Origin of the sequence: Ruegeria sp. HKCCA5929, assembly GCF_013034525.1 — a bacterium.
Classification (GTDB): domain Bacteria; phylum Pseudomonadota; class Alphaproteobacteria; order Rhodobacterales; family Rhodobacteraceae; genus Ruegeria.
Genome location: NZ_WQGE01000003.1, coordinates 432612 through 455299, shown reverse-complemented (window position 1 = coordinate 455299; position 22688 = coordinate 432612). Strand labels below are relative to the sequence as shown.

Sequence of the window (22688 nt, the reverse complement as noted above, 5' to 3'; positions counted from 1 at the left end):
CTGATCAGAATTCAAACACAAGGTGCGTTCTTACGCAGGGCTTGTAAACGGGCGTTTCCAATTTTGCGACAGTATTTTCAACGGTTGCTGGTCGAACTAACCGCGCAGAGCAGCACGAATTTCCCGTTCCAATGCATCCAGAAACCGAGACCGATCAGCTTTACCGAACGGTCGTCCCCCACCACCCGCACCAAGCGGGTTGGCCGCACGCAGGTCTGCCATAAGGTCACGCATCGCCAGTTGCTGACCAATATTTGCGACTGTGAAGGCTTCACCGTTCGGGCGCAGAACCCGCGCGCCTGCCTCGACACATTTGGCAGCCAGAGGGATGTCGGACGTTATCACGACATCCCCTGCGCCGCAGCGCTCGGCGATCCACTTGTCGGCCTCATCAGCGCCTTCCGAGACGATAACAACCTGGACCAGCGGATTGGCCGACGGGCGCAGCCCGCCATTGGACACCAGTGCTATGGGCACTTTGTGTCGCGTTGCAACCCGTTCAGCTTCGGCTTTTACAGGGCAGGCATCGCCATCGACATAAAGCGTGGTCACGCCTTCTTGGCCTCTTTCCTGGCGGGTTCAGCCGGTTTTTTGCGCACCTTGAACTCTTCAGGGATCGGCATCCGATTGAACGCATCCAGCCCAGCGATCTTGTAAGCCTCTGCCAGTGTCGGATAGTTGAAGGTGTTCTGGACGAAATAATCCACTGTGCCCTTAAGGTTCAACACAGCCTGCGCAATATGGATCAGCTCTGTCGCGCCTTCGCCGACGATCTGCACACCCAAGACCCGGCGGGTTTTGAGCGAGAACAGCATTTTCAGCATCCCGTGTTCTAGCCCCATGATGTGCCCGCGTGATGTCTCGCGGAACCGGGCGACGCCGACCTCATAGGGTATACCGCGTTCCTGCAGTTCTTCTTCGGACATGCCGCAGGTGGAAATCTCGGGTACTGAATAGATGCCATAGGGATACCACGGGCTTTCCGGCAGTGTGGGTGTTTCAAGTGCGTGACAGGCCGCCACGCGTCCTTGTTGCAGAGACGTCGAGGCCAGAGATGGGTGCCCGATCACGTCGCCGGTCGCATAGATATGCGGCACTGCTGTCTGGTATGTCTTACGATCCACCTTGATCCGGTTGCGGTGATCTGTTTCCAACCCAACAGCATCGAGATTGAGTTTTGATGTCTCGCCCATACGCCCGGCCGCAAACAAAAGCATTTCTGCCCGAACATGGCGACCGTTTTCCAATGTCACTTCCACGTGCTCACCAGCATCTTCGATCTTCTCAACAGCAGATCCCAACCGCAGGTCAACGCCGTTTTCACGGATCTGGTGGGTGAAATCGTGAATCAAACGGCTGTCGATGAAGTCCAGAAACGTGTCGCGCGGTTCGATCAATGTCACCCGCACGTCCAGGGCGGAAAACATCGTGGCGTATTCGACCCCGATAACGCCCGCGCCAATGACGACCAGCGACCGCGGGATCTCGGCCATTTCCAGAAACTCGTCCCCGTCAACCACGGTCTTGCCGTTGAAGGGTACGTACTCGGGGCGATAGGTTTTAGTTCCTGTGGCAATCAGAAACTTGTTGGCCGTCACCCGCGTGGTCTCACCGGCATCGGTGGCGACTTCAACCTCATGGGGTCCGACGAACTTGGCCAGACCATCCAATGTATCGACGTGATTGCGGTTGAACTGGTGCTCAAGCACATCGACCTCATGGTCGAGTGTCATATGCAGACGGGCTTTCAGATCTTCGGCGCGGATCTGGTCCTTGACCCGATAGGAACGGCCGTAAAAGCTGCGTTCGCGCCAGCCCGAGAGGTTCAGCACAGTCTCGCGCAAGGTCTTGGACGGGATGGTGCCGGTATGAACCGACACGCCGCCGAAGCGATCCTTGCGGTCGATGACCAGAACGCGACGTTTTAGTTTTCCCGCCTGAATGGCCGCTGACCGACCCGAGGGGCCAGACCCGATGATGATCAGGTCGTAATCGTATTTGCTCATGCCTCAGTCTCCGTACAGCGCTTCAGCATGGAATGTGATGTGGTCTTCCATAAACGTGGAAACGAAGAAGTACGAATGGTCATAGCCGGGCTGGAAGCGATAGGTTGCCTGCTGACGGCGTTCGGCGATGGCTTGGGCCAGCGCTTCGGGGCGCAGCAGGTCCATGAACTGGTCATTAGCGCCCGTGTCGATCAGGATCGGACCGTCGAAGCCTTTGTCCTTCATCAACAACGACGCATCATGCTTGGCCCACAGGGTCTCGTCGTCACCGAGATAAGCGCTCAACTGTTTGCGCCCCCAATCTGCACCCGTAGGGTTCGAAATCGGAGCAAAGGCCGAAACCGAGCGGAACCGGCCGGGCAGGTTCATCGCCAGTGTCAGGGCCCCGTGACCGCCCATGGAATGCCCGGTGATGGCCTGGCGTTCGCTGTCGATTGCGAAGTTTTCAACCAGCAAGGCGGGCAGTTCTTCTGCGATGTAGTCCCACATCTGGAAATGTGGAGCCCATGGATCTTGCGTCGCGTTCACATAGAACCCCGCGCCCTGTCCCAGATCATAGTCTTCATGGTCCGCGACCCCCTCGCCACGCGGGGAAGTATCAGGGAATACGATGGCGATCCCTTGTTCTGCAGCCCAGGCCTGTGCACCCGCTTTGGTCATGGCGTTTTCATGTGTGCAGGTCAGGCCGGACAGATACCACAGGATGGGAACCGGCCCGTCCTTCGCTTCAGCCGGAAGAAAAAGGCCAAAAGTCATGTCGCATTGGCAGACCGAAGAGGCATGGCGGTACACGCCCTGCACTCCACCGAAACAGGCGTTTTCCGAGAGGGTTTCCATCAGGCATCGTCCTTACATTAGAGTCGCGACATGGCTAACGATCCAGAGACGCGGCGTAAAGTCCGCGACCGCTGGTCGCGAGAGTATTTTTCGAAAAGGTGAAGGTCAGAGACCACTCAGCCAAGCGATGACCAAGGGTACAGTTAGGATGCTGGTTGCAGTCGAGAGCAGAATGGCCGCCGAGACCCGCTGTGGCGCGACGCCGTAATGGGCGGCCAGCATGTAAACATTGCCGGCAACAGGCAAAGCGGCTGCCGCGATTGCAACGGTGGCTGGAAAGATGTCGATCGGCATTAGCCATAACAGGACAACGGCAACGCAAACCGGATGTATCACCAACTTGCAAAAGCTCAACCAAGCGGCGATTTCGATGCGTTCGGCCGATTTACCAGCCAGAGACGCCCCAATGGCGAACAAAGCGCCGGGGGTGGCTGCGCCGCCCAGAATAGTCAGAAAGTCGTAGAAAGGCCCGGGCACAGGGATTTCCAACGACGACCAGACCAACCCGGCCGAGATGGACAAGATCATCGGATTTTTAACCAGCCCAAAACCGATCAGCTTGAACGTGCCCAAGGTAAGCTCACCGTCGCGGCCTCCGTTGATCAGGATTACAATGAGAGAGGAAAATACAACGAGATCCACGGTAAGGACCACCATCACCGGTCCGATGGCGGCTTCGCTGAACAAGAGCGCCAGCATCGGTAGTCCCAAAAAGCCTACGTTGCCAATGGCTGAGCATTGTGCCTCGACTGCTGCTGTTGGAACATCCAGCCCTCGCAGCGAGGCAACGCATGTTGCCAAAACGTAAACAGCAACTGTACCGCTCAGATATCCAAGCACCAGACGAGCATTGAAGATTTCGGCAAACGGCAAGGTGGCCGCAAAGCGAAACAGCATGGCTGAAAGCGCAAAGAAGAAGACAAATTTGGTAAGGTAAGCAGTAGCCTCGGCGGTAAAAAACCGAGTGCGACCCGCCCAATATCCCAGGCCGATAATCGCAAAAAAGGGAAGGGTGCGCAGAAAAACTTCGACCATGGACAGACTCCTAACATGGTTTGTCTGCGCCGCAAGCCTTTGACATCACGGCGCGCGCCCTGGGTTACGGTTTCATGGAGTGCGAAAATCGTTGTATCTGAACTGAACGGTTTATAAACTACAGCAAAGACCAATCCCGGAGATGATATGACCCAAACTGCCACCATCCTGCGCACAGGCCGTAAGTTCGATCAGGTTTTGCGCGGGGCCCGAGAGGTTTTCATGGCAGATGGGTTCGAAGGTGCAAGCGTAGACGACATTGCCCGCGCAGCAGGCGTGTCAAAGGCAACGTTATACAGCTATTTCCCGGACAAGCGCCTGTTGTTCATGGAAGTTGCGCAAACAGAATGTCGTCTGATGTCTGAGCGCATTTTGTCAATGATTGATGAGAGCAAACCTGCGCGCGAGGTGCTGCAGATCGCGGCCACGCAGCTCACTGCTTTTCTTGTATCCGAATTCGCACAACAAGTATTTCGGATCTGCGTAGCCGAACGGGACCGGTTCCCCGAATTGGGCCGCGCCTTTTATGAGGCAGGTCCGCAAAACGGCCAAAGGCAGATGGCAGCGTATCTTGAAAAGGCGGTGGCAAAAGGCGAACTGTGCATCGAAAATGTGAACATCGCGGCGGAACAGTTTTCCGAGCTGTGCAAAGTACGCATCTGGGCGCGTGCTGTATTTGGAATTCAAAACAGCTTTAACCAGAGTGAGATCGATGAGGTCGCGACGCAAGCGGTGGATATGTTCTTGGCCAGCTACGGCTGCGAAAATTCGAAAAAGTGATGGCCCGCGGCCCGAACAGGCTCGCAGACCATCGCTCACTCACCAAAGCACTCGATACTAATAGGCTTTATTCCAAAAGTCTTTTGAAAGCCTTTACTCGATAAATGTTCGTGCAAGGCGTTCGCTTATGGGCTGAGCCAGATAGGCAATAACAGCGCGTTCTCCGGTGGTGACAAACAAGTCTGCCGGCATACCGGGCACCAGATTCAAGGCTGCTACCTCTTTGGATTGCTGATCATCCAGTTTGACCCGCGCTTTGTAGTAGGCCTCGCCCGTGCGTTCGTCTTCCAACGCGTCGGCAGAGATATCGACAATGGCTCCTTGCGCTTCGGGAACGTCGGCTTGGGCGAAGGCAGACAAACGGATACGCGTGGTCTGACCGATCTTCAGCTTGTCGATGTCGCCGGGTTTCACGCGCGCTTCGACAATCAAAGCTTGGTCTGCGGGCACGATTTCCATGATGTGTTCACCGGGTCTGATCACCCCTCCTGTGGTCGAAGCGGCAAGGTTCACGACACGGCCACTGACTGGTGCAAGGATTTCGATTCGTTTACGGCGCTCCACGGTCCCTGAGAACTGCGGGCGCAGCAGATCAAGCTGGGCATCGACGACAGCCAGTTCTCCGGCCAGAACTTCATCGCGCAGCTTTTTCTGACTGATCATTGTCAGTTTCAACTCGCTGACCTGGTTTTCTGCTTGGGCTATCTGTGTCCGAAGCGACGCATCGACGCCCGAAAGCCGTTCAACCTCGATCTGGCGGGCGCTGACCCGCGTGATCGCAACCAGGCCTTTGTCCAAAAGGGTCTGCAGGCTTTCCAACTCTGCACGTGTGATGGACATCTGGTTTTGCGTACTGATCCGCTGCTCGTTCAGACCTTCAATCTGATCCCGCAGCGCCGAAATGCGCTGTGCGTTGATCTCCGCTTCGGTCGCGCGGGCGCGATGTTCGGCGTCAAACAGTTGTTTTTGTGTCAGAAAAGCTGAAGCCCAGTGAAGACGATTCATATCTTCTTCAAAGTTCTGGAAGGCGGTGGCTTCGTCAAACTGAGACTGTCCCTGTAGCTGCGCAATCAGTCGCGCGTGACGGACAGAAAGCTCGCCGATCTGGCTGCCCAGCACGCTGAGGTCGACGTCAATCTCGGTGCTGTCTAGCCGGATCAGAGGTTGCCCCTGTTCAACGGCCTCACCATCGGCGACCAGAATGGACCGGACGATGCCACCGTCGAGATGCTCAACTGTTTTGCGATCCCCTTCGACGACAAATGACGCAGGGGCCACGACGGCGCCGTCAAGTCTGGATGCGAAGGCCCAGTAGATGCTGCCACCGACAAACGCGAGCAATGTGAAAAAACCAAATAGTACATACAGCCGGATGTCGGGTGTCGCTTCGGTCACGTCGACAACCCGCGCATCGTAAAGGTCTGGTGTTGTGTCGTTTGAAGCATAGGGAACGATACGGGTCATTGTGCGGCTCCTGTAATGCGGGCGTTTTCTGATAGTTGCAGGGTGGGCTTGCCGGAGGTTGCGCGTTGTGCGGGCGATTTGAGAACGTGTTGAGTTTTGACCTTCAAAACGTCACCCTGGTCGCCAAACTGGGCTTGTGATCCGTTGCGAAGAACCATGACCTTGTTGGCCGCCTGCAATGTGGCCGGGCGGTGGGTCATCACGATACTGATTGAGCCCCTGGCCTGAGCTGCCAGAATGGCGTCACGCAGAGCCTTTTCGCCATCTGCATCCAAATCCGAGTTCGGTTCGTCCAGCACCAGCACAAACGGATCACCATAAAGCGCGCGCGCCAGGGCAAGGCGCTGTCGTTGTCCGCCAGACAGGAAGAATCCCTGACCGATGCGTGTTTCATACCCATCTGGCAGGCTGCTGATCAGCTCATGCACTCCGGCCTCGCGCGCGGCGCGCAGAACCTCGGCATCATCGATGGCAGCCGCAAAGCGACCTATGTTTTCACGGATCGTGCCGTCAAACAGGTCCACATCCTGCGGCAGATAGCCGATCTGCTTGCCCAGATCCTCATGGTTCCATTTCGACATCGGGCTGCTGTCCAGCAGAACCTCACCCCGTTGCGGGTGCCAGATGCCTGTCAGCATCTTGCCCAGTGTTGTTTTCCCGGAACCGCTGGGGCCGATGATTGCCAGCACATCGCCAGCAGCCAAACTGAAATCAATGCTGCGCAGAGTGGCATTGACCGCGCGTGGCGGACCCGCTTGCGCAATTCTGACATCCAGAGATTTGAACGCACGAGGCAGGTGTAGATTGGCAGGCGTTTCCGCGAAATCCTCGGTGAGTTTTGTGATTTTGGCGTACGAGCCGCGTGCGGCAAGGAATGTGCGCCATTGCCCAATCAACTGATCGATTGGGGCAAGAGCGCGGGCCAAAACAATGGTCGCCGCGATCATGACGCCAGCTGTGGTTTCACTAGTAATCGCCAGCGCCGCGCCAAGGCCAAGAGCCGCGGATTGCAACCCCATGCGCAGAGTTTTGGACATGACCGAGAAACTGGCGATCCGGTCGGCTACACGGGTCTTCTGACGATGCGCATCGACCTGAAGGGCAGTCCAGCGCCGAACCAGATCGGACTTCATGCCCAGCGCGTGGACCAGTTCGGCATTGCTGTCTCCGGTTCGAAACAGTGCCTCTGCACGGCCGCGTGCGTGCGCTGCCTGCTGCATCGGCTTGTGTGCACGGGCGTTGTTGATCAGGGCCATTACGGTCAGTGTCAGAGCTCCGGCCAGTCCAAGCAGCCCAAGAAGGGGATGCAAGACATACAGGACCAACAGATACAGCGGTATCCACGGTGCATCGAAAAAGGCGGTCAGTGTTGTGCCTGATATGAACTCGCGAAAGCCGTTTACGTCTTCGACCAGATTGTCGCCGGGGGTGGATTCCCCCTGCACACGACGTTTCATCGCGGCCCCCAGAACGGGCGCTCCGACTTTCATCTCGAACCGGGCAGCTAAGCGGCCCAGGATGCGCATCCGTATCAGATCAAGGCAGGCAATCACCACAAAGACCCCCGCCAGCAGAAGCGACAGGGCGATCAGTGTGTCGGCATTCTGGCTGGTCAGGACACGGTCATAGACCTGCAGCATATAGATCGGTCCGGCCAGCATCAGCAGGTTCAGAAACAGACTAAAAAAGGCAACTGCGACAAATCCTTTGCGCAGCGACCCCCAGGCGGCTTTGACGGGATTGGTTTTCTGCAACATCGTGTTGATCCTTTCCGGTTTGGAAAAACGGGGCGACCACAAGCCGCCCCGCCAACTGTTTGCTTATGCAACGAAATCGTTGTCGTTCAGGTCGGCGACATTGATGCCAACCAGGCGGACCGAACCCTCATCTCCGAAGCTGATTACTGCATCGCCACCGTCCTGAGCCACGTTGACTTGCGCCCCGAAGTCTGGACCGAAGTCACCAAATTGCAGCTGATCCAGACCTACTTCGAAGTCCTCGATGGTGTCGTTGCCGAAGTTCGCGCCAAACTGGAACGTATCCGCCCCGGCGCCGCCGATGAGGACGTCGTTGCCGCCTTCACCGTTCAGCAGGTCATCACCGTCAGCGCCATTCAGCACATTGGTCTGATCGCTGCCGAAGATCACGTCGCCATCATCGGATCCGACAACGTTTTCAATGGACTGCAGGATGTCGGTTTCGATCTGATTTTCGATGACGTCCTGCCCAATGACACCAGTCCCACCCTGCGCATCCACATCAAGCGTGGCACCTGCATCGACCAGCGTGTCCTGCACGACCGGGCCATTCTGACCGGCAGGTGCGTTGTGCAGATGGATGGCGGAAACGACACCGGGGATCGGCGTGTTCAGGTCGGCTTCGTTCAGGCCCACAACACTCAGGTCGCTGGAATAGCTGACGTCGCCCGTTGCCAGATTCTGAGTGATGACAACAGTTGCATCGCCGGTCGCTAGGCTGTCCGAAGTTGGCCCAGGCTCCTGTGCCGCGTCCAGACCGCCGCTAAGTGACACTGTGCGAATACCGTTTTCGGTTACATCGCTGTCGACCAGCAGCTGTCCGCGGATTTCACCAGCAGGGAAATCGGTCGTGTGGATGTTGTAGTACAGGTTGCCCTGAACCGCTTCCTCTACAAACCAAGCGCCGTCCGGAATGTTTGCTCCGAATTGGTCCGGCGCCGCGACTACCGAATCCGTGATTGACACGTTGAAACCGGTATCGCGGGTAGCGGTGCCGTTGCCATTGGCGTCCAGACGAACATTGACTGCGACATCCAGATCCGAAAAGTCTGCGGTGTCGATGCCTTCTCCACCGTCGATGAAGTCATTGCCCAGACCACTGGTCAGAACGTTGTCTGCATCGCCGGCGATCAGAACATCATCGCCTGCGCCACCGTCGATATCGCCATTGGTGGTGCCCAGATCAACAAAGATGTCATCACCGTCGCTCAGCAGAACATTGCCGTTGATCACACCTTCGTCGTCGTTGACGATTGTAACGGTGCCTGCATCAGACGCATCGATGGCATTAACCGTGCCACGGATTTCACCTTTATTCAGGATTGCACCCAGCAGATTCAGGCCGCCATCCACGCGGATACCGGCGGCGGCATCCGAACCTTCGGACCCTGCGATCAGACCTTCGTTGACCACAATACCGGCAAAAGAAGCGTCATCCTGGCTGGTGAACAAGCGCAGGCCATCGCCAACCTGATTGCCTTCGGCCGCGTCACCACGACCTTGCAGCGTACCTTCGTTCACAACAACCGCCGATACAACGTCGCCCGACACGTCACCGGTTTGCAAAGACACGGCAGAGCCATTGTTGCCTTCGCCCGCATCCACCAAGCCGGTGTTTGTGAACGCGTAGTTGTCGGCTGTGCCATCCGCATAAACAGTGCCATTGCGCTGATTTCCGGTGCCAATGATTTGGCCTTCGTTGAGCACCTCAAGCCCAACGCCATCGATGTTCAGCGCGCGGCTGTCCGAGGTGACGAGACCGCGGTTAACGAACGATCCGCCGGAATGGTCACCGGTTCCAAAGTAGACGCCGTTCTGACCGCCTGCGAACACACCAGTTTCTTCATTGATCAACCGGCCTTGGAAATTGACATTGTTCACTGCCCGGAACGCGCCAACCGTACCGTTTCCACCTTCGGACGTGACACTCCCGCTGTTGGTGATGGTGCCAGTAAACGAGGCAGGCGCAAAGCCACTGTCCTGACGCACACCTTCCAGACGAATGCCGTCGCCCGCCGTGCCCAGCGCGGCACCCGCGTTGCCACGTCCGGCGATGACGCCTGCGTTCTCGATTTCAATGTCACCATTGCCGTCTTCAGCCAACGACAGAGAGATACCCGCACCGTTATTGTGCTCACCTGCATCGATCGCGCCTGTCGCCAGGTTATTGATCGAAAAATCGCGTGCAGTATCATCTGCGTAGACGGTGCCGTTGCGCTGGTCACCGGTGCCAAGGATATCCCCGCCGTTGATCAGATCGACACCAGATCCGTCGATATTAACCGCGCGGCTGCCCGACTGGATGGTGCCAAAGTTCAGTACGTCCAGATCATGTTCACCATTGCCAATGTAAAGGCCGTTGCGAGGGCCTTCGATCACACCGGTTGAGGTGTTCAGGATCTCACCTTCGGCATTTGCGCCATCTGCAATGCGAATACCAGCCGCTGTGCCCTGATTGCTTTCGGTCGAGATCAGGCCGCTGTTAATGATCTCGGTTTCCAGGATGGTGCCTTCAGCGCCGTCGTCGATCCGGATGCCGTCGCCCGCCAGCGGGGTGTTGGCAGCCGCTTGACCGCGACCCTGTATGGTTGCGCCAAAGCCGTTGAATACATCGGTTTGCACGCGGTCACCGGCTTGATCACCGATCTGCAGGGAAATACCTGCGCCCTGGTTGCCTTCGCCAGCATCAATCGTACCGCCGGTGAAGTTCGAGATCGAGATGTCCTCGGCCGTTGCGTTGGTATAGATGGTGCCATTGCGCTGGTCGCCAGTGCCAACGATGTCGCCAAAGTTGCGCACATCTATGCCCTGGCCCTGAATATCAACCGCTCGGCTGTCGGAAGAGATGACAGCACCGCGGAAATTGTCCAGGCTGCCCGAGCTTTCGGCACCAGCAAACTGCACGCCGTTAAACTCACCCGCGATCTCGCCGAAATTGCGAACCGCAGCGCTTCCGGTGACTTGGACACCAGTGGCCAATGCGTCAGGCCCGCTGTTCGCTTCGATCCGGCCCGAACGGAAGTTGAAGACATCGACGTCCTGCCCCTGAGCCTGAACAGCGGCAACAGCGTTATTGGTGACGATCTCGCCAAAGTTCAGCAGGCGCGAAAAATCATTTGCTAGAACAAAAGCGGGTGTGTCGTCCACGACCGTGGATTGAAAGAAATTATTGATGAGGGTTTGGCCATCGCGGGATGTCTCTTGCGCCAGGGTTGACGTAGTCAAGAGACGGGCGCGCAGGCTTTCTGCGAATTGGGACAGCATGGATCACTCCGTCATTAGGTTGCGTTTGTGCTGGCGGCCCATCTGTCCGGGCTACCGACGCAACAAAGGACTAGGCCGCCCCGCGCGGCGGCTGAAATTCATGGTTCAAATCGGGTGTATAACCGGCGCGAATACTCACGAATTTCGTGAGGTGGGCGCAGGCAGAATCACTATAAACAAGGGGCTTGCGGTAAATCCGGGATCGGGTGGTCATCTATTCGATTTCGAATTCTGACAGATTTGTCAGCGGATGTGATCGGCATTCGGCCTCGATTGACCCCAGCGGCCTTCTGAATCCAGCCGCCAGATCGTATCTTGATAGCTGACTAAGCCGAGCACTTTACGTCAGAACTGGATGCCCGTTGAACCTCAGAGATCTGGAATATGTCCTTGCCATCGCAAAACACGGGCAGTTCAGTCAGGCCGCTGCGGCCTGCAACGTGTCGCAGCCTGCGATGTCGAACCAGATAAAAAAGCTGGAACAGGAACTGGGTGCTGAGTTGTTCCTACGTCTAAACAACGAGGTGCGCCCAACGCTGTACGGGGAACGCATTGTTGAGATTGCGGACCGTATTCTGAAGGACGCCCAGAAAATCCGCGATACAGCGATCGAATTTCGAGACCCCGAGGCGGTTCCGCTGACCATCGGCATGACGCCGACGCTCGCACCATATCTGACAGGTTACTTTTCCGAACTGTTCAGCGTCCTGTTTCCAAGGATGCGCGTCACTCTGGTCGAAGATCTGCCCCAAAATATGCTGCGCATGGTTGAGGATCACGAGCTGGACATGGCGCTGGTGGCCAAGGTCAATAACAGCGCCAATTTAGACTTCACTTCAATCTGGTCCGAGCCACTGTTCTTGGCTTTGCGCCAAGGGCATCCGCTGTCCACGCTTACCTCCATTACTCCTGAAGAGGTGCCGCCGCATGATTTTATCCGTCTGCCGCACAGTTTTGGCTACGATCTTGAGGATCGGCTTCCAAAGCAGGACGGGACAACCCGGATCAGTAAGCGTTTTGATCTGACAGCGTTGCGGTTTGAAACGATCTGTCGTCACATTTGCCATTCAGACGATTGCACAATTGTCTCGGCTCTGGCTGCGGAACAGTTCAAACGGGATAATTGGCCGTTACACTTCATTCCATTTGAGGCACCGGGACATTTACGAGATCTTGGTGCAGCCACGCGCCCCAATTGCCCAAGAAAACCCATGCTGGCGCGGATTGGGGCCTATATCCTTGAAAACCCGCCCGTGGGCGTGATCCCGACCTTTAAGCCCGATGCATCGTCTAAAGGCAAAACCAAACTTGCAAAACCACTGCCCGAGAAAGCCTGACAGAGACGCGAATTGCCCCTGACAGGCGGTACAATCTGTTGACGCAAGGCAAAGGGCGGCTCTATCGCTTGGCGTATCGAAATCCGCAGGAATCTGCCTGCGGCTCTCAGAGCGATGGGGCACGGCATGAGCAACATGGAAATTCGCCACGAAGGCATGCGTATCGGGGGACAGGTGGTGTTCACTGATGGCGTCGTGCCCGTACACTACCCTTACACAAATGACGTGATTGGCACTGTCCCCGCCGGTACTGCTGAACATGCGCGGCACGCGTTTGAAATCGCGGCGAGTTACAATGCCAGCCTGACGCGGTATGAGCGCAGCCAAATCCTGCGCCGTGCTGGCGAGTTAATCGGAGAGAAGCGCGATTATCTGGCCAAGTGGTTGACGCTTGAGTTGGGTATCTGCCTTCAGCATTCGATCTATGAAACCAAACGCGCGCAAGACGTGTTTCAGTTCGCCGCCGCCGAAGCCCTGAAAGACGATGGTGAGGTATTTTCCTGCGATCTGACCCGTAACGGGAAGGCTCGGAAGATCTTTACCAAGCGCGAGCCCGTCAAGGCGATCAGCGCGATTACACCGTTCAACCATCCTCTGAATATGGTCAGTCACAAGATTGCGCCTTCGATTGCGACCAATAACTGTATGGTTTGCAAGCCGACTGAACTGACGCCACTGACAGCACTGACACTGGCCGATATTCTATACGAGGCGGGCCTGCCCCCCGAGATGTTCCAGATCGTGACAGGTTGGCCACAGGACATTGGCGACGAAATGATCACCAATGATAATATCGACATCATCACCTTCACCGGTGGTGTTCCTGTTGGGAAGCTCATTGCATCAAAAGCAGGTTATAGACGACTGGCGCTTGAATTGGGCGGGAACGACCCGCTGATCGTATTGAATGATCTGAACGACGCGGATCTAGAGCGCGCCGCGACAATTGCCGTTGCCGGGGCCACTGGGAATTCCGGCCAGCGCTGTACCGCGATCAAACGTATTTTGGTGCAACACAGCGTGGCGGATCGCTTTGTTCCAATGGTGTTGGAAAAGGCAAAGGCCATCCGGTTCGGTGACCCTCAGGACCCCGAAACTGAACTCGGTTGCGTCATTCATGCTGACGCGGCAGAGCTGTTTGAAAACCGCGTGATGAAGGCGGCAGAGCAGGGGGCGGAAATCCTTTACCATCCCGGTCGGCAGGGCGCATTGCTGCCGCCGATTGTCGTCGACAAAGTGCCTCATTACAGTGAGTTGGTCATGGAAGAAACCTTCGGCCCGATTATTCCGATTGTGCGCGTGCCCGACGATGACACTGCGGTTATGCAGATATCAAACAGCACCGCTTTTGGCTTGTCGTCAGGTGTATGCACCAATGATCTGAACCGGGCCATCGCATACATCAATGGTCTGGATGTGGGCACCTGCAACATTTGGGAGCAACCCGGCTATCGGATCGAAATGTCACCCTTCGGAGGGATCAAGGACAGCGGTAACGGAGTAAAAGAAGGCGTGATTGACGCAATGAAGTTTTTCACCAACGTCAAAACCTATTCGCTGCCCTGGCCTCAGTAGGTTGTGCGCATTTGGTAGCCTTGGTGAAAGGTCATACGCACGAAAGTCACAGGGTCTTTGCGGAACCAAGTTGTGCGTTCCAACTGAAACAGGGGTGTTCCAGGAGGGACTGAAAGGAAGTCCTGCAAGAGTGCAGTGGCCGGAACAGCGGAAAACGCGATCTCGGCGTTTGAAAAAGGCACTTCGGACAACAGCCATTCGTTTGGGCCGGTAGTCAGAAAATCTTCGTTCACGACCTGAGGCACAGCTTCGATGTTGATCCAACGCTCTTCAAATTGGAAAGGGCGGTTGTCGGCGTGGTGCATGCATTGCAGATGCACGACTTGGGTGCCTTCGGGAATGCTCAACTTGGCCTGAAGCCAAGCGGGGCAATCAATCACGCTTCTGCTGACAAGCGCATAGCGATATTCGGCGTTCATCTCTTCGATGGTTTGGCGCACCACTGTGATCGGCAGTTTGGCTTGCTTTACAGGCGTGGTCACGACACGCGTGCCCCCCTTGCGCTTTCGGGTCACGATACCTTGTTCTGCCAACTCGCGCAGCGCGCGGTTAACCGTGGCCCGCGCAACGCCAAATTCGGCCGCCAGTTCCAGTTCCGTTGGCAACAGACTGCCCTGCGGCCAGACGCGGGTTTGAATTCGGTTGATGACCTCATCCCGAATATCCTGAAAGCCGACATGTTTTTGATCGGTCACGCTGTGGTTTTTCCGTTAAGCATATTCATAAACTTGTTATGAGCGTTTTTGGTGTGCTGCGTAAAGGGCAGAGCGACCCGTTACAGTTTTGCAAGAAGATCCGCCATGGTTCGTTGATAATTTGATACGATCTGATCCCTTGCAACGTGGCGACCCCCTCGCACCTGATGGCGGCCCGCCGACCACACATCGGTGACGACCTTATCTTTTGCTGAAAACACCAGCCCATCAAGCAATTGTTCAGATGTCAGTGCACAAAGCGCAGGGTTCTGGCTGTCGATGGCCATCAGGTCGGCCAGTTTGCCTTTGGCTATCACACCAGCTTCACGACCGAGCGCTTGTGCTCCGCCTTTGGCTGCGCCACAATACAGCGTCTGTCCCACCGATCCTTCTTTGACCACCATCACGTTGCGCGCCAAATCCCGCAGACGCTGTGAATATTCTAACGTCCTCAGTTCCTCGGTCAGCGAAATCAGGACGTTTGAATCCGACCCTACGCCAAACGAGCCGCCTGCGTTTAAATATGCGGGGCCATTGAATGGGCCGTCCCCCAGGTTGGCCTCGGTTACGGGGCACAGTCCCGCGACGGCACCGCTGGCGGCCATGGCCTGTGTTTCGTCTTCGGTCATATGCGTGGCGTGAATCAGGCACCAGTTGGCATCGACATGGACATTGTCCAACAACCACTCAACCGGGCGGGCGCCCAGACCGGCCATCACCTCGGACACTTCCTTGGGTTGTTCGGCGATGTGGATATGAACAGGACCTTCACCTTGCGTCGCTAAAACCCGCGCGAGATCGCCAGGACAGGTCGCGCGCAATGAATGCGGCGCGAAGCCGACCCGGCAGTCTTCGGGCAAATTTCCGAGCGCGTCCTTGGCCTGATCCACCAACATGCAGAAACGATCCACATCGTTACCGAACCGAGCTTGCCCCGTCTCCAGAGGTTTTTTGCCCACCCCGGCATAGGAATACAGCACAGGAAGATGGGTCAGTCCTATCCCTGTCTCGACAGCGGCTGCCATGATCCGGTCAGACAACTCGGCCAGTCGGTCATAGGGCGAGCCATCTGGTTGGTGATGCAGATAGTGGAATTCTCCAACTGAGGCGTATCCGGCCTCTTGCATCTCCATATACACCAAGCTGGCGATCTTCTGGATCTGGTCTGGTGTAAGGTGCGTCGTAAAGCGGTACATCAGATCACGCCATGTCCAGAAGCTGTCGCGACCTGCCATGCGGTATTCGGTCATTCCGGCCATGGCGCGTTGAAATGCATGGCTGTGCAAGTTGGCCAGGGCAGGCAGCAAAGTATCCACAGACACATCATCGGTCTGGGCCGATGTCTCGGCGTGCAAGGCTGCGATTCTGCCGTCTTCAATCTCGACCCGCAGGTTATTTGTCCATCCCGTACTCAACAGAGCACGTTTCGCAAAGATCGCCATGAATTTCACCTCATTTTATGGATAGACATATTACATATAGAAATGTACGAGAAAAGAGAGAACTGCAAGGAGGCGCAGAGTCGGATGCACTCGCAAGATCGGGTATTTTCAGATCTGAACGCGACAACGATGATCGCGGGATCTACGGCCTATGGGCTGATCGAAGATGCGGCGATTGCAGTCGAAGACGGCCGTATTGCCTGGGTGGGTCCTCGGGTTGAACTGCCCAGCAAATTTGCCGCGCTGCCCCGAACCGACTTTGAAGGTCGTCTGGTGACGCCCGCGCTGATCGATTGCCACACCCATGTGGTGCATGGTGGCCACCGCGCCGTCGAGTTTGAGATGCGATTGAACGGTGCAAGCTATGAAGAAGTGGCGCGCGCGGGTGGGGGTATCATCTCGACGGTAAAAGCCACGCGTAACGCCAGCATTGATGACCTTATTGCACAGGCGTTGCCTCGCGTGGACGCAATGCTGGCCGAGGGTGTATCGGTGATCGAAGTCAAATCCGGCTATGGTCTGGATCGTGATACGGAATTGAACATGCTGCGCGCTGCCCGCGCGTTGCCGGATCATCGCCCGGTACGTGTCGTAACCAGTTTTCTGGGCGCACATGCAGTGCCAGAGGAGTACAAAGACCGGCCCGAGGCCTACATTGCAGAGGTCTGCATTCCAACCCTGCGCGCAGCCCATAAAGAGGGTCTGGTGGATGCGGTGGATGCCTTTTGCGAAGGTATCGCATTCCTTCCCGATCAACTTGTTCCGTTGTTTGATGTGGCGAAAGAACTTGGCCTGCCGGTCAAATGCCATGCCGAGCAGTTGTCCAATCTTGGGGGCGCAAAACTGGCCGCCTCTTATGATGCGTTGTCCGCCGATCACATCGAATTCTTGGATGAAGAAGGCGTTCGGGCCATGGCCGATGCCGGTACTGTCGGGGTAATCCTGCCGGGGGCCTTCTACACTCTGCGCGAAACGCAGGCCCCGCCAATAGATCTGTTGCGCAAACATGGTGTGCCAATGGCGCTTGCCACCGATTGCAACCCCGGATCAGCTCCGGTCACTTCACTGTTGCTGACCATGAATATGGGCTGCACCCTGTTTCGTATGACACCCGAAGAGGCTCTGGCCGGGGTCACCGCCCATGCGGCGCGCGCGTTGGGTCTGCAGGATTGCGGGCGGATCGTCGCTGGATTGCGCGCGGACTTGGCTGTGTGGAACATCACCCATCCGGCGGAACTGGCCTATCGCGTTGGCTTCAATCCCCTTCACACCCGAATACTCGGAGGCGTAATTTGACGACCCTCACGCTCATCCCCGGCGCTGTTACTCTGCTGCAGCTGGAACAGGTTTTCCGAGAAGAGTTTGCCGTGCGGCTGGATCCGGGTTGCCGGCCCGGTATCGACGCGGCGCATGCCCGTATTGCCGATGCAGCGGCGGGCGCCGCTGCGGTTTACGGGGTCAATACCGGTTTTGGCAAGCTGGCCAGCGTCAAGATCGCGGCCGAGGACACCGCGACGCTGCAACGCAATCTAATTCTGTCCCATTGCTGTGGTGTTGGTCCCGCCATTCCACGCGCGGTTGCGCGGCTGATGATGGTGCTGAAACTGCTCAGCCTCGGACGCGGTGCCTCTGGCGTGCGGCTGGAACTGATCGACCTGCTTGAGGCTATGCTGGACGAAGGTGTGACCCCGCTGATCCCCGCGCAAGGATCGGTTGGTGCGTCAGGCGATCTGGCACCGCTGTCGCATATGGCCGCCGTTATGATGGGCGAGGGAGAGGCCGAATTCGGCGGAAGTGTTTTGCCCGGTGGTGAGGCGTTGGCGGCGGCGGGTTTAACACCCGTTGAGTTGGGCCCTAAGGAAGGGCTGGCACTGATCAACGGCACTCAGTTCTCGACGGCTTTCGCACTGGCAGGGCTGTTTGGTGCGTGGCAAGCGGCGCAGAGCGCATTGGTCACTTCGGCTCTCACCACAGATGCAATCATGGGATCTACCGCGCCATTGCAGCCGGAGATCCACACACTGCGCGGTCATCGCGGCCAGATCGAGGCAGGCGTAACGATGCGTGCCATTCTGGCAGGCTCGGTAATCCGAGAAAGCCATCGAGAAGGTGACACCCGCGTACAGGACCCGTATTGCATCCGCTGCCAACCTCAGGTGGTAGGTGCCGCCATGGATGTGTTGCGCCAAGCAGCAACCACGCTTGAGATTGAAGCGAACGCAGCCACCGACAATCCTTTGGTTCTGTCCGAGGCCGGGCTGATCGTCTCGGGTGGAAATTTCCACGCCGAGCCGGTGGGATTCGCAGCGGATATGATCGCACTGGCCGTGGCCGAAATCGGGGCGATTGCGCAACGCCGTATTGCGCTGATTGTCGATCCGGCACTGAGTTTTGACCTGCCGCCTTTCCTGACGCCAAATCCCGGCCTGAACTCGGGCTATATGATAGCTGAGGTGACAACCGCCGCGTTGATGAGCGAGAACAAGCACTTAGCCAATCCCTGCGTTACAGATTCAACGCCCACATCGGCCAATCAAGAAGATCACGTCTCGATGGCCGCCCATGGCGCGCGGCGATTGGGACAGATGGTCACCAATCTGGAACGTATTCTGGGTGTCGAATTGCTTTGCGCGACGCAAGGTGTCGAGTTCCGAGCGCCATTGCCCACAAGCGAAACGCTACAAGGCGTGATGGCGCGCCTGCGGGCGGTCGTTCCAGCCTTGGGCGATGATCGATATATGGCGACCGAGATCGAAGCAGCCTCGGCCCTGATTGCAAGTGGCGAGATCGCCCATGGCACAGGTGTCGCGATGCCGGAGCTTGGCGCGTGAGCGGCCCGGTCGAAGTCACGCGGGGCGATGGCCCTATCGTTCTGGGCCTGCCACATACCGGCACCGATGTGCCCGCCTCGATCGAAGCCAAGTTGAATACACGGGGCAGGGAGTTGGCGGATACGGATTGGCACATCCACACGCTTTACGAGGGGCTCCTGCCCGGTGCGACCACTGTGCGGGCAACTTTTCATCGTTATGTGATTGATGCAAATCGCGACCCGGGCGGCGTATCGCTTTATCCCGGTCAAAACACGACGACCTTGGTGCCGCTTACAGATTTTGACGGGCAAAACATCTGGGATATCCCGCCAGCAGAGAAGGATATTGTCGAAAGACGCGAGGCGTTTCACGCGCCTTATCATGCCGCGCTGCTGGCCGAGCTTGAGCGGGTCAAGGCGATCCACGGGATAGCCATTTTGTATGATTGCCACTCGATCCGCAGCCACATTCCGTTTCTCTTCGATGGCATTCTGCCTGATCTGAACATCGGAACAAACAATGGCGTGACGTGCGCGTCAGTTATTGAAGCCATCTCACATGAGTTCGCGTCATCCTCACCTTATAGCACCATTTTGAATGGCCGTTTCAAAGGCGGATGGACGACTCGGCATTATGGCCGCCCTACCGAGGGCTTCCACGCCATTCAGATGGAACTAGCGCAGTCCACCTACCTGAGCGCTGAAACTGCGCCTTGGACATATGACACCACCAAAGCCAACCGGCTGCGCCGATGGCTCAAAGATATACTGGACGCCATCCAGGACACCGCATTGGAGATTGCTGCATGACCGATCCTCGCAAGAACACCCGCGACGTCTATCCGCCCACAGGGCCGGAACTGAACGCAAAAAGCTGGATGACAGAGGCACCAATGCGGATGCTGATGAACAACCTGCATCCGGATGTGGCCGAGAACCCGCATGAGTTGGTGGTCTATGGCGGCATCGGGCGCGCGGCGCGGACGTGGAGCGATTTTGATACCATCGTCGCCAGCCTCAAGGATCTAGAAGAGGATGAGACGCTTGTCGTGCAATCCGGCAAGCCGGTGGCCATTGTGCGCACGCACACGGATGCGCCTCGGGTGCTGATCGCGAACTCAAACCTTGTGCCGCATTGGGCCAATTGGGATCATTTCAACGAGCTCGATAAGAAGGGTCTGATGATGTATGGCCAGATGACCGCTGGCTCGTGGATCTATATCGGAACGCAAGGTATCGTTCAGGGCACTTATGAGACCTTTGCCGAAGCCGGGCGTCAGCATTATGACGGGGACCTGACCGGCAAGTGGATCCTGACCGGGGGTCTGGGCGGCATGGGCGGCGCGCAGCCTCTGGCTGCTGTCTTTGCCGGGGCCTGCTGTCTGGCGGTTGAATGCAACCCCGACAGCATCGACTTCCGCCTGCGGACCAAATACCTAGATGAAAAGGCCGAAACGCTGGACGATGCGCTTGAGATGATCGACCGCTGGACAAAAGCGGGCGAGGCCAAATCCGTTGGCCTTTTAGGCAATGCGGCTGAAATTTTCCCTGAGATCTACCGGCGAATGCAGGCCGGTGGGATGCGCCCCGATATCGTTACCGACCAGACCAGCGCCCATGATCCGCTCAATGGCTATCTGCCTTTGGGCTTGACCTTGGCCGAAGCAGCCGCCAAGCGTGAAAGCGATCCCAAGGCCGTTGAGAAAGCCGCACGCGCCTCGATGAAACAGCACGTCGCTGCAATGGTCGATTTCTGGAACGCGGGCGTACCGACGCTGGACTATGGCAACAACATTCGTCAGGTGGCGCAGGATGAAGGGCTGGAGAACGCGTTTGCCTTCCCCGGCTTTGTCCCCGCCTATATCCGTCCGCTTTTCTGCCGTGGCATAGGCCCGTTCCGTTGGTGCGCGCTTTCGGGCGATCCTGAAGACATCTACAAGACCGATGCCAAGATGAAGGAGCTTTTCCCCGAGAACACCCATCTTCACAATTGGCTCGACATGGCGCAGGAACGCATCGCGTTTCAAGGACTGCCCGCGCGCATCTGTTGGATCGGGTTGGGCGACCGCCATAAGGCTGGGTTGGCATTTAACGAGATGGTCAGAAACGGCGAACTGAAAGCGCCCGTTGTCATCGGCCGAGACCATTTGGACAGCGGCTCGGTCGCTTCGCCCAACCGCGAAACCGAGGCAATGAAAGATGGTTCTGACGCTGTCAGCGATTGGCCTTTGCTAAACGCTCTGGTCAATACCGCGTCAGGTGCCACTTGGGTGTCGCTGCATCACGGCGGCGGTGTTGGCATGGGCTTCTCTCAGCACGCAGGTGTTGTCATTTGCGCCGACGGCACGGATGCAGCAGCCAAGCGGTTGGAGCGAGTGCTGTGGAACGACCCGGCCTCGGGCGTCTGGCGTCACGCGGATGCCGGTTATGAGGATGCCAAAGCCTGCGCACGTGAGCATGGGCTGCGTTTGCCGGGCATTCTGGGCTGAATTGCTTATCCAACTTTGAATTTGTCTGTTTGGCTTAGCGCTAACGCTGAAATTTCCGGTTTCGAACCGGGTGGCTTTCGGCTAGGGCTAAGCCGTTAAGCGGCCCGCAAGGCTTACGACAACTGACAAAGGTGGCTCGCCCGTTGCTCGATATTACACATGTCCGCTCGGTTCTTTCGGACGTCTATGACCTCGCTCCATCGGCCACGCTGGCCAATGAGATGAATGACACGTTTGCCCGTATGGACCGAGTGGTCAGCCCACCGGACTGGGCGATTTACGCGCCTTATGTTCGGGCCATCAACGTGCTCAAGAAAGAACGTAACGCTGTGATCCTTGGGCACAATTACATGACGCCCGAGATTTTCCATGGTGTTTCTGATTTCGTCGGCGACAGTTTGCAATTGGCGATCAAAGCCAGCGAGGTGGAAGAGGATGTGATCGTTCAGGCCGGTGTACATTTTATGGCCGAGACGTCGAAAATCCTGGGCCCTCAGAAAACCGTTCTTATGCCTGATATGGAGGCTGGCTGTTCGCTGGCAGAATCGATCACCGCAGACGGAATCGAAGAGATGCGGGCCAAATATCCCGGTGCACCGGTTGTGTCTTATGTGAACACCACAGCCGAGGTCAAAGCGGGTTCCGACATTTGCTGCACATCATCCAACGCGTTGCAGATCGTGAACGCGATGGAAAGCGACACAGTTATTATGACGCCGGATCAATATTTGGCGCAGAATGTCGCAAATCAAAGCCACAAGAACGTGGTTTATTGGCCTGGGTCCTGCATCGTGCATGAACAATATACAGCTCAGGACCTGCGCGATTTCCGCGAATGGAATCCAGGCACACGGCTGATCGCTCATCCCGAATGCCCGCCAGATGTGGTGGCCGAAGCGGACTATTCGGGTTCGACCAGCGGTATTATCAAATACGTGCATGACGAGAAGCCCGAAAAGGCGATGCTGATCACCGAATGCTCGATGGCGTCGAATATTGCCGACGAGCTGCCCGAGGTCGATTTTGTGGGCCCCTGCAACATGTGCCCGTACATGAAGAAGATCACGCTGGAAAAAATCCTCTACGCCCTGCACACGATGGAAGGTCAGGTCGAAGTTGCAGAAGACGTGGCGGGAAAGGCACGCAAATCCGTTCAGGCCATGATCGATTTGTCCCGCAAGCTGGGCATCTGATT

At 56.9% G+C, this 22688-nt stretch carries 17 protein-coding genes; 8 read left to right on the top strand and 9 right to left on the bottom strand.

The annotated features are described in order from the left end of the window. Nucleotides 1-96 precede the first annotated feature (96 nt). The 4 genes from GOV90_RS10850 to GOV90_RS10835 all read right to left on the bottom strand — a co-directional run bounded on the left by GOV90_RS10850 (nt 97) and on the right by GOV90_RS10835 (nt 3878). The gene (locus GOV90_RS10850) at nt 97-552 is read right to left on the bottom strand and encodes a YaiI/YqxD family protein (protein ID WP_171094889.1); all 456 of its coding nucleotides are present in this window, start codon (nt 550-552) and stop codon (nt 97-99) included. After that, nucleotides 549-2006 carry a Si-specific NAD(P)(+) transhydrogenase gene (sthA, locus tag GOV90_RS10845; protein WP_171094887.1) on the bottom strand — a complete coding sequence of 486 codons (1458 nt, stop codon included), beginning with the start codon at nt 2004-2006 and terminating at the stop codon, nt 549-551. Before sthA ends, GOV90_RS10850 begins: the two co-directional genes overlap by 4 nt. A 3-nt stretch (nt 2007-2009) precedes the next feature. After that, the gene (gene fghA / locus GOV90_RS10840; RefSeq protein ID WP_171094884.1) at nt 2010-2843 is read right to left on the bottom strand and encodes an S-formylglutathione hydrolase; all 834 of its coding nucleotides are present in this window, start codon (nt 2841-2843) and stop codon (nt 2010-2012) included. A 105-nt stretch (nt 2844-2948) separates the two neighbouring features. Further along, nucleotides 2949-3878 carry an AEC family transporter gene (locus GOV90_RS10835; RefSeq protein ID WP_171094882.1) on the bottom strand — a complete coding sequence of 310 codons (930 nt, stop codon included), beginning with the start codon at nt 3876-3878 and terminating at the stop codon, nt 2949-2951. 147 nt (nt 3879-4025) lie between these two features. On the opposite strand from GOV90_RS10835, the gene GOV90_RS10830 reads away from it, so the two are divergent. Beyond that, nucleotides 4026-4658: a TetR/AcrR family transcriptional regulator gene (locus tag GOV90_RS10830; protein WP_171094880.1), complete on the top strand. Its 633-nt coding sequence runs from the start codon at nt 4026-4028 to the stop codon at nt 4656-4658. 93 nt (nt 4659-4751) lie between these two features. Here the strand turns inward: GOV90_RS10830 and GOV90_RS10825 are convergent, their stop codons facing one another. The 3 genes from GOV90_RS10825 to GOV90_RS10815 form a co-directional block, all read right to left on the bottom strand. After that, the gene (locus GOV90_RS10825; protein ID WP_171094878.1) at nt 4752-6122 is read right to left on the bottom strand and encodes an HlyD family type I secretion periplasmic adaptor subunit; all 1371 of its coding nucleotides are present in this window, start codon (nt 6120-6122) and stop codon (nt 4752-4754) included. Next, nucleotides 6119-7879 (bottom strand): type I secretion system permease/ATPase, encoded by a 1761-nt coding sequence (locus GOV90_RS10820; RefSeq protein WP_171094876.1) that lies wholly within the window; start codon nt 7877-7879, stop codon nt 6119-6121. Before GOV90_RS10820 ends, GOV90_RS10825 begins: the two co-directional genes overlap by 4 nt. Before the next feature lie 63 nt (nt 7880-7942). Next, nucleotides 7943-11143 carry an S-layer family protein gene (locus GOV90_RS10815; protein ID WP_171094874.1) on the bottom strand — a complete coding sequence of 1067 codons (3201 nt, stop codon included), beginning with the start codon at nt 11141-11143 and terminating at the stop codon, nt 7943-7945. A gap of 362 nt (nt 11144-11505) precedes the next feature. On the opposite strand from GOV90_RS10815, the gene GOV90_RS10810 reads away from it, so the two are divergent. Continuing rightward, a complete protein-coding gene (locus GOV90_RS10810; RefSeq protein ID WP_171094872.1) occupies nt 11506-12480 on the top strand; it encodes a LysR family transcriptional regulator in 975 nt (324 codons plus the stop codon). A gap of 126 nt (nt 12481-12606) precedes the next feature. Beyond that, the gene (gene phnY / locus GOV90_RS10805; RefSeq protein WP_171094870.1) at nt 12607-14055 is read left to right on the top strand and encodes a phosphonoacetaldehyde dehydrogenase; all 1449 of its coding nucleotides are present in this window, start codon (nt 12607-12609) and stop codon (nt 14053-14055) included. On the opposite strand, the gene GOV90_RS10800 is transcribed toward phnY, so the two are convergent. Both GOV90_RS10800 and GOV90_RS10795 read right to left on the bottom strand, forming a co-directional pair. Then, nucleotides 14049-14750: a GntR family transcriptional regulator gene (locus tag GOV90_RS10800; RefSeq protein WP_171094868.1), complete on the bottom strand. Its 702-nt coding sequence runs from the start codon at nt 14748-14750 to the stop codon at nt 14049-14051. The two genes, phnY and GOV90_RS10800, sit on opposite strands and share 7 nt — an antisense overlap. A gap of 80 nt (nt 14751-14830) precedes the next feature. Next, nucleotides 14831-16192 (bottom strand): formimidoylglutamate deiminase, encoded by a 1362-nt coding sequence (locus GOV90_RS10795; protein ID WP_171094866.1) that lies wholly within the window; start codon nt 16190-16192, stop codon nt 14831-14833. Nucleotides 16193-16276: 84 nt separating this feature from the next. On the opposite strand from GOV90_RS10795, the gene hutI reads away from it, so the two are divergent. The 5 genes from hutI to nadA all read left to right on the top strand — a co-directional run bounded on the left by hutI (nt 16277) and on the right by nadA (nt 22686). Further along, nucleotides 16277-17488 (top strand): imidazolonepropionase, encoded by a 1212-nt coding sequence (gene hutI, locus GOV90_RS10790; RefSeq protein WP_171094864.1) that lies wholly within the window; start codon nt 16277-16279, stop codon nt 17486-17488. After that, entirely contained in the window at nt 17485-19023 is a 1539-nt protein-coding gene (gene hutH, locus GOV90_RS10785; protein ID WP_171094862.1) for a histidine ammonia-lyase, read from the top strand. Before hutI ends, hutH begins: the two co-directional genes overlap by 4 nt. Continuing rightward, nucleotides 19020-19814, top strand: a complete 795-nt coding sequence (gene hutG, locus GOV90_RS10780) for an N-formylglutamate deformylase (protein ID WP_171094860.1) — start codon at nt 19020-19022, stop codon at nt 19812-19814. Before hutH ends, hutG begins: the two co-directional genes overlap by 4 nt. Continuing rightward, nucleotides 19811-21493, top strand: coding sequence for a urocanate hydratase (gene hutU, locus GOV90_RS10775; protein WP_171094858.1), 1683 nt, complete (start codon nt 19811-19813; stop codon nt 21491-21493). Before hutG ends, hutU begins: the two co-directional genes overlap by 4 nt. 143 nt (nt 21494-21636) lie before the next feature. Then, nucleotides 21637-22686 (top strand): quinolinate synthase NadA, encoded by a 1050-nt coding sequence (gene nadA / locus GOV90_RS10770; protein WP_171094971.1) that lies wholly within the window; start codon nt 21637-21639, stop codon nt 22684-22686. Nucleotides 22687-22688: the final 2 nt, after the last annotated feature.

What these genes read in the sequence shown, in the direction of transcription:
- fghA (WP_171094884.1), bottom strand. Translation starts at nt 2,843, where the DNA reads ATGGAAACCCTCTCGGAAAACGCCTGTTTCGGTGGAGTGCAGGGCGTG.
- GOV90_RS10815 (WP_171094874.1), bottom strand. Translation starts at nt 11,143, where the DNA reads ATGCTGTCCCAATTCGCAGAAAGCCTGCGCGCCCGTCTCTTGACTACG.
- GOV90_RS10825 (WP_171094878.1), bottom strand. Translation starts at nt 6,122, where the DNA reads ATGACCCGTATCGTTCCCTATGCTTCAAACGACACAACACCAGACCTT.
- hutI (WP_171094864.1), top strand. Translation starts at nt 16,277, where the DNA reads ATGCACTCGCAAGATCGGGTATTTTCAGATCTGAACGCGACAACGATG.
- GOV90_RS10820 (WP_171094876.1), bottom strand. Translation starts at nt 7,879, where the DNA reads ATGTTGCAGAAAACCAATCCCGTCAAAGCCGCCTGGGGGTCGCTGCGC.
- hutU (WP_171094858.1), top strand. Translation starts at nt 19,811, where the DNA reads ATGACCGATCCTCGCAAGAACACCCGCGACGTCTATCCGCCCACAGGG.
- GOV90_RS10830 (WP_171094880.1), top strand. Translation starts at nt 4,026, where the DNA reads ATGACCCAAACTGCCACCATCCTGCGCACAGGCCGTAAGTTCGATCAG.
- sthA (WP_171094887.1), bottom strand. Translation starts at nt 2,006, where the DNA reads ATGAGCAAATACGATTACGACCTGATCATCATCGGGTCTGGCCCCTCG.
- GOV90_RS10835 (WP_171094882.1), bottom strand. Translation starts at nt 3,878, where the DNA reads ATGGTCGAAGTTTTTCTGCGCACCCTTCCCTTTTTTGCGATTATCGGC.
- phnY (WP_171094870.1), top strand. Translation starts at nt 12,607, where the DNA reads ATGAGCAACATGGAAATTCGCCACGAAGGCATGCGTATCGGGGGACAG.
- GOV90_RS10795 (WP_171094866.1), bottom strand. Translation starts at nt 16,192, where the DNA reads ATGGCGATCTTTGCGAAACGTGCTCTGTTGAGTACGGGATGGACAAAT.